The organism is Propionivibrio sp., from assembly GCF_017995515.1.
GTDB lineage: Bacteria > Pseudomonadota > Gammaproteobacteria > Burkholderiales > Rhodocyclaceae > Propionivibrio.
In genome coordinates this window covers 1-6,522 of sequence record NZ_JAGOIT010000141.1, presented here as the reverse complement: position 1 = coordinate 6,522, position 6,522 = coordinate 1, and the positions used below count along the sequence as shown (strand labels likewise).

The following is a 6,522-nucleotide window of genomic DNA, read 5'->3' as shown; positions in this document are numbered from 1 at the left end:
ATCGAAGCCTTCCGCCTGCTCACGCTGTACCTCAAGCCGGTGCTGCCGAAGGTCGCCGAAGCCGTCGAAGCCTTCCTCGACATCGCGCCGCTCGGCTGGACGGATGCGGCGACGCCGCTGCCGGCCGGCCACGCGATCAACGCCTACAGCCACCTGATGACGCGCGTCGATCCGAAGCTCGTTACCGCGCTCGTCGAAGCCAACAAGACGACACTCGCCCCAGCGGCCGAAGCGCAAGCCCCGGCAAAGAAGACTGAAAAGAAAGAGGAAAAGAAAGTGACCGCACCCGCCACCGAAATCGCCGCCGAAGCCAATCCGCACATCAGCATCGACGACTTCATGAAGATCGAGCTGCGCGCGGCGAAGATCGTCGACGCCGGCCACGTCGAAGGCGCCGAGAAGCTGATCCGCCTGTCGCTCGACATCGGCGAGGAGAAACCGCGCCAGGTCTTCGCCGGCATCAAGTCGGCCTACGACCCGGCGACGCTGATCGGTCGCATGACGGTGATGGTCGCCAACCTCGCGCCGCGCAAGATGAAGTTCGGCCTGAGCGAAGGCATGATCCTTGCCGCGTCGGACGCCGAAGGCAAGACGCCGGGCATCTTCCTGCTCGCGCCGGACAGCGGCGCCCAGCCGGGAATGCGCGTAAAATAAATCGGGCATGACAACCGCCCACTAACGAGATACACAACCCAAGGCGCCGACTCATGCATCACTGAGGATAGCGCCTGAGATGAGCGAACTGACGTCGCTTGACCTGATCGTGATCGCCGCCTGCAGTTGGCTGGCGATCGGTCTTGTCGGGGTAAGTCAGCCGCACAATTTCAGACTGATCAGCCGGGTGCTCTTTCCGCTCGGCGCGCTGATCAGCCTCGCCGTCGCCGGCATCGCGCTGGCCAGTCTCGCCGCCGCCCCGCAGGTCCGCATCCTGCCGCTCGGCCTGCCCGATCTGCCGTTCCACCTGCGCCTCGACGCGCTCTCGGGTTTCTTCCTCGTCCTGCTCGGCGCCGCCTCGGCCGGCATCTCGATCTACGCCGCCGGCTACTTCCGCCCCAGCGAAGGCGGGCAACCTGGCCTGCACTGCCTGCTCTATCACGGTTTCCTGACCAGCATCGTCTTCATCTTCCTCGCCGACGACGGCTACGCCTTCATGGTTGCGTGGGAATCGATGGCGCTCAGTTCGTTCTTCCTCGTCGCTTCGGAACATCGGCACGCCGAGATCCGGCGCGCTGCGTATCTTTATCTGATCATCGCGCATATGGGCGCGCTGGCCATCCTGCTTTGCTTCGGCGTGATGGCCGGCAGCACGGGCGACTACACCTTCGACGCAATGCGTTCGTTCCCGACGCTGGGCATCTGGCCGACGATCGCCTTTCTCCTGGCCGTGTTCGGCTTCGGCGCCAAGGCCGGTTTGTTGCCCCTGCATATCTGGCTGCCGGAAGCGCACCCCGCCGCGCCGTCGCCGGTCTCGGCGATGATGAGCGGCGTCATGCTGAAGACGGCGATCTACGGCTTGCTGCGCGTGAGCTTCGATCTGTTGAGCGCGCAACACTGGGGCTGGGGGGCGCTCCTGCTCGTCCTCGGACTCGCCACCGCGCTGTTCGGCGTGATCTTCTCGACCGTGCAGAACGACATGAAGCGCCTGCTTGCCTATTCGTCGATCGAAAACATCGGGCTGATCTTTGTCGGTCTCGGGCTGACGTTGATCTTCAAGACCTTCCTCCTGCTCAACCTCGCGGCGCTGACGCTCACCGCAACGCTCTACCACTGCCTCAATCACGCCTTCTTCAAGAGTCTCCTTTTCCTCTCCACCGGCTCGGTGCTGCACGCCACCGGCGAACGCAATCTCGGCAAGCTCGGCGGCCTGATCCATCACATGCCCTGGGTGACGTGGGTCGCGCTGGTCGGCGTGCTCGCTTCGGCCGGCATCCCGCCGCTCAACGGCTTCGTCTCGGAATGGCTGCTCCTGCAGAGCTTCCTGTTCACCGCCGCGCTGCCGCACGGCTACCTGAACATGCTGTTGCCGGTCGGCGCCGGCGCCATCGCGCTGATCGCCGCGCTCGCCGGCTTCGCGATGGTCAAGTTCTTCGGTGTCGTCTTTCTCGGCCAGCCGCGCGAGGAGCGACTGACGCAGGCGCACGACGCCAACCACCTCGAACGCGCCGGCCTGCTCTGGCTGGCCGCCGGCTGCGTGCTGCTCGGCCTGTTGCCGAACCTGGTCATCGCCCTGCTCGACCCGATCACGCGCATGCTCGTCGGCAGCGGCCTGCGCTACGTATCGAGCAACTACGGCTGGTGGCTGCTGGCGCCGGTCAGCGAGGACCGCGCCAGCTACAGCCCGGCGATCTTCCTCGGCGGGCTGCTCGTCTTCATGCCGCTCGTCTTTTGGCTCGTGCGCCGCCGCTTCCACGGTCGGGCACAGCGCGTGCCGGCCTGGGACTGCGGCTACCCGATGCAGACGAGCCGCATGCAGGACACGGCCGAAGGCTTCGGCCAACCGATCCGCCGGATTTTTTCGCCCTTCTTCCGCCGCACGCGCGAGCATCCGTCGCCGTTCGACCTGAAACCGCGCTACCGCAGCATCGTCGAAGACCCGATCTGGTACTGGCTCTATCTGCCGCTCGTCCGTATCGTCGAACGCGGCACGCGCCTCGCCGCCTTCCTGCAACAGGGGCGCATCGCGATCTACCTGCTCTACAGCTTCGCGACGCTGCTCACCCTCCTGATCCTGACGCGCGGATGAACGCCTACGCCTTCCTCGCCCAGTTGCTGGAACTCGTCACGGCCCTGCTGCTGGCGCCGTTGCTCACGGGCTGGGTCAACCAGTGCCGGGCGTGGTTGCAGAACCGCTCGGCGCCGCCCTTGCTGCAGAGCTACTACACGCTCTCCAAGCTGTTCCGCAAGGACGTGCTGCTCGCGCACAACGCCTCGCCGCTGTTCCGCGCCGCGCCCTACGTCATCTTCTCGTGCATGGCGCTGGCCTCGGCGATCGTCCCCACGCTGTCGACCGAGCTGATGTTCGCGCCGGCCGCCGACGCCATCGCGCTGGTCGGCCTCTTCGCGCTCGGCCGCGTCTTCATCGCGCTGGCCGGCATGGACGTCGGCACGTCGTTCGGCTCGCTCGGCGCGCGCCGCGAGATGCTGATCGGCTTTCTCGCCGAACCCGCGCTGCTGATGGTGTTCTTCACCGCCTCGCTGATCTCGCGCTCGACCTCGCTCGCCTCGATCGTGCAGATGCTCGCAAACAGCGACTTCGTCATCTACCCGAGCCTGGCCTTTGCCGGCGTCGCGTTCACCATGGTGTCGCTCGCCGAGAACGCGCGCGTACCGGTCGACAACCCGACCACGCACCTCGAACTGACGATGATCCACGAGGCGATGATCCTCGAGTACTCGGGCCGCCACCTCGCGCTAATCGAGTGGGCGGCAGCGCTCAAGCTCTTTGCCTACTCGTGCCTCGGCATCGCGCTCTTCCTGCCGATGGGGATTGCCGCCTCGGCCGAGCCGCAGGCGCTCGCCGTCGCCGGCCTGTTCATGGTCATCAAGCTCGCCGTCGGCGGCTTCATCCTCGCGCTGATCGAGACGCTGAGCGCCAAGATGCGCATCTTCCGCGCGCCGGAGTTCCTCGGCACCGCCTTCCTGCTCGGCGTGCTGGCGATGCTGGTGCATCTGTTGCTGGAGACCGGGACATGAGCCTCTCTGCGCTCCAGCTGATTCCGTTCGCAGGGCAGCTCATCAACCTGTGCGCAGCGATCATGTTGCTTCTCGGCTTCGCCATGCTGGCGCAGCGGCGCATCCTGACGCTGATCAACCTGTTCATGATGCAGGGCATGGTCCTCGCCGCTTCGACGCTGATCGTCGCGCTGACCACCGGACAAAGCCATCTCTTCTGGTCGGTCGCGCTCACCGTGCTGCTCAAGGTGATCGGGCTGCCCTACATCCTGCATCGCCTGATCCGGCAGCTATCGGTCAAGTGGGATGTCGAGACGCTGCTCAACATCCCGACGACGATGCTCGCCGGCATCGCGCTCGTCATCGTCGCCTTCAACGTCGCCCAGCCGATCTCGCAGCTCGCCGGCACCATCACGCGCTCGACGCTCGGCATCGCCCTCGCCTGCGTGCTGCTCTCCTTCCTGATGATGATCACGCGCAGCAAGGCGGTGCCGCAGGTGATCGCCTTCCTGTCGATGGAGAACGGCCTCTTCTTCGCCGCGACCAGCGCCACCTACGGCATGCCGATGGTCGTCGAACTCGGCATTGCCCTCGATGTGTTGGTCGGCATGGTGATTCTCGGCGTCTTCTTCTTCCAGATCCGCGAACAGTTCGACAGCCTCGACATCCGCCACATGGAGCGGGAAAAGGAGCGCGAACAGGAAGGGGTTAAGCAACGATGATCCTGAAAAATTCAGATCTTCACCGCAAAGGCGCAAAGACGCGAAGGTTCGCAAAGAAGATGAATGGGCAGAGCAAACAGTGCGGGTTGCCCTCAATCGCCCGCTGGGCGATTGATCAAATGGCGTCAATGCGTTGTTTACTTTGCGCCCTCTGCGCCTTTGCGTCTTTACGGTGAGGTTTTTGGAATGACCGAACTCGCCCTCGTCCTCGTCATCCCCTTCGTCGGCTCGCTGCTGCTGGCGCTGTTCGGCCATCGCCGCGAGGCGGCGGCGATCAATTCGGCGTGCAGCCTGCTCACCTTCCTGGCCTCCGTCCTGCTCGCCACGCGGATCGTCGCCGAAGGGCCGACGCGCGCCTTCGATCAGCAGTTCTTCGTCGACCCGCTCAACGTCTTCCTGATCGCGCTGACCGCGCTCGTCGGCTTCACCACCTCGCTGTTCTCGACGCCCTACATGCGCATCGAGCACGACCACGGCAAACTCTCGAGCGGACGCCTGCGCCTCTATCACAGCATGTTCCAGATGTTCATGTGCACCATGCTGATCGCGCTGTCGACCAACAACCTCGGCATCCTCTGGGTGGCGATGGAAGCGGCGACGCTGACCACCGTGCTGCTCGTCGCGCTCTACCGCACGCCGGCCAGCCTCGAGGCGGCGTGGAAGTACTTCATCCTGTGCGGCGTCGGCATCGCGCAGGCGCTGTTCGGGACGATCCTCATCTACTTCGCCGCCGAACGCGTGATCGGCGCCGAACACGGCGCACTGTTGTGGACGCACCTCGATTCGGTCAAGACGCAGCTTGAACCGACCGTGCTCTCACTCGCCTTCGTCTTCCTGATCGTCGGCTACGGCACCAAGACCGGCCTCGTGCCGCTGCACAACTGGCTGCCCGACGCACACGCCGAAGGCCCGACGCCCGTTTCCGCCGTGCTCTCCGGCCTGCTGCTCAACGTCGCGCTGTACGCGATCATTCGCTGCAAGGTGCTGGTCGACGGCGCGCTCGACGGCAGCTTCGCCGGCAACCTGATGATGGGCTTCGGCCTCTTGACCGTCGTCGTTGCCGCCTTCTACCTCTCGCGCCAGAAGGACGTGAAGCGCCTGTTCGGCTTCTCGTCGATCGAGCACATGGGATTGATCACTTTCGCCTTCGGCATGGGCGGCCCGGTCGCCAGCTTCGCCGGCCTCCTGCACATGACCGTGCATTCGCTGACCAAGTCGGCGATCTTCTTCGCCGTCGGCCACGCGTCGCAGATGGCCGGCACGCAAGTCATCGAGAACATCCAGGGCCTGCTCAAACGCTCGCCGACGATCGGTTGGGGGCTGATGCTCGGCTCGCTGGCCATCCTCGGCATGCCGCCATTCGGCGTGTTCACCAGCGAGTTCATGATCCTGACCACGGCGATCAAGCACCATCCGTGGGCCGTCCCCTTGCTGCTCGTTGCGCTCGGCGTCGCTTTCGCGACGATGTTCCACCGGGTGCAGGCGATGGTCTTCGGCGAGCCGTCGGTCAAGCCGCTCTCGCACAACCCGGCGCTGCTGCCCGTCTTCCTGCATCTCGGGCTGGTGCTTCTCCTCGGCTTGTGGATTCCGCCCTACCTCGCCGAGTGGTATCGGCAGGCGGCGCGACTGATCGGCTAATCACGGAAGCGCGCCATGCAATTCTTCAACCTGTCCATCGACTTCGAACTGCTCGCCGACCACGCCGCCTTCACCTGCGCCGCGCGCGTCAGCGAACGCGAGCTGCTCGCCTTCTGCAAGGCAGCGCATGCCGACGAACGCCGCCTCGTCGCGCTGTGGGGCAGCGACGAGCGCGACCGCGACGCACAACACGGGTTCGCCCTGCACCTCGCCTTCGACCTCTCGCCCGGTCTCGTTTGCCTGACGCTGCCGCTACCGACCGACGACCCGCAGTACCCCGATCTGTCGATCATCTTTCCAACAGCCGAGCGCATGCAGCGCGCCGTGCGCGATCTGGTCGGCATCCGACCGGACGCTGGTGACCAACGTCCCTGGCTGCGCCACGACAACTGGCCGGCCGACCACTTCCCGCTGCGTCGCGACACGCCGGACAAGCGCTTCGAGGCGAAGAACGAGGACTACGCCTTCGTCCGCGTCGAAGGCAACGGCG

At 65.2% G+C, this 6,522-nt stretch carries 6 protein-coding genes; all 6 read left to right on the top strand.

Annotated elements, in window-relative coordinates; all coding sequences use genetic code 11:
* The coding region (gene metG, locus KBA32_RS15890) for a methionine--tRNA ligase subunit beta (RefSeq protein WP_294360995.1) at positions 1 to 654 on the top strand (654 nt) is incomplete at its 5' end.
* A 79-nt stretch (positions 655 to 733) separates the two neighbouring features.
* Positions 734 to 2,743: a hydrogenase 4 subunit B gene (hyfB, locus tag KBA32_RS15885; protein WP_294360992.1), complete on the top strand. Its 2,010-nt coding sequence runs from the start codon at positions 734 to 736 to the stop codon at positions 2,741 to 2,743.
* Entirely contained in the window at positions 2,740 to 3,693 is a 954-nt protein-coding gene (locus KBA32_RS15880; RefSeq protein ID WP_294360987.1) for an NADH-quinone oxidoreductase subunit H, read from the top strand. Before hyfB ends, KBA32_RS15880 begins: the two co-directional genes overlap by 4 nt.
* A complete protein-coding gene (locus KBA32_RS15875; protein ID WP_294360984.1) occupies positions 3,690 to 4,394 on the top strand; it encodes a formate hydrogenlyase in 705 nt (234 codons plus the stop codon). The genes KBA32_RS15880 and KBA32_RS15875 overlap by 4 nt, the downstream gene beginning before the upstream one ends.
* Before the next feature lie 186 nt (positions 4,395 to 4,580).
* A complete protein-coding gene (locus KBA32_RS15870) occupies positions 4,581 to 6,032 on the top strand; it encodes a hydrogenase 4 subunit F (RefSeq protein WP_294360981.1) in 1,452 nt (483 codons plus the stop codon).
* Positions 6,033 to 6,047: 15 nt separating this feature from the next.
* A partial coding sequence (locus tag KBA32_RS15865; RefSeq protein WP_294360979.1) for an NADH-quinone oxidoreductase subunit C occupies positions 6,048 to 6,522 on the top strand: 475 nt, incomplete at its 3' end.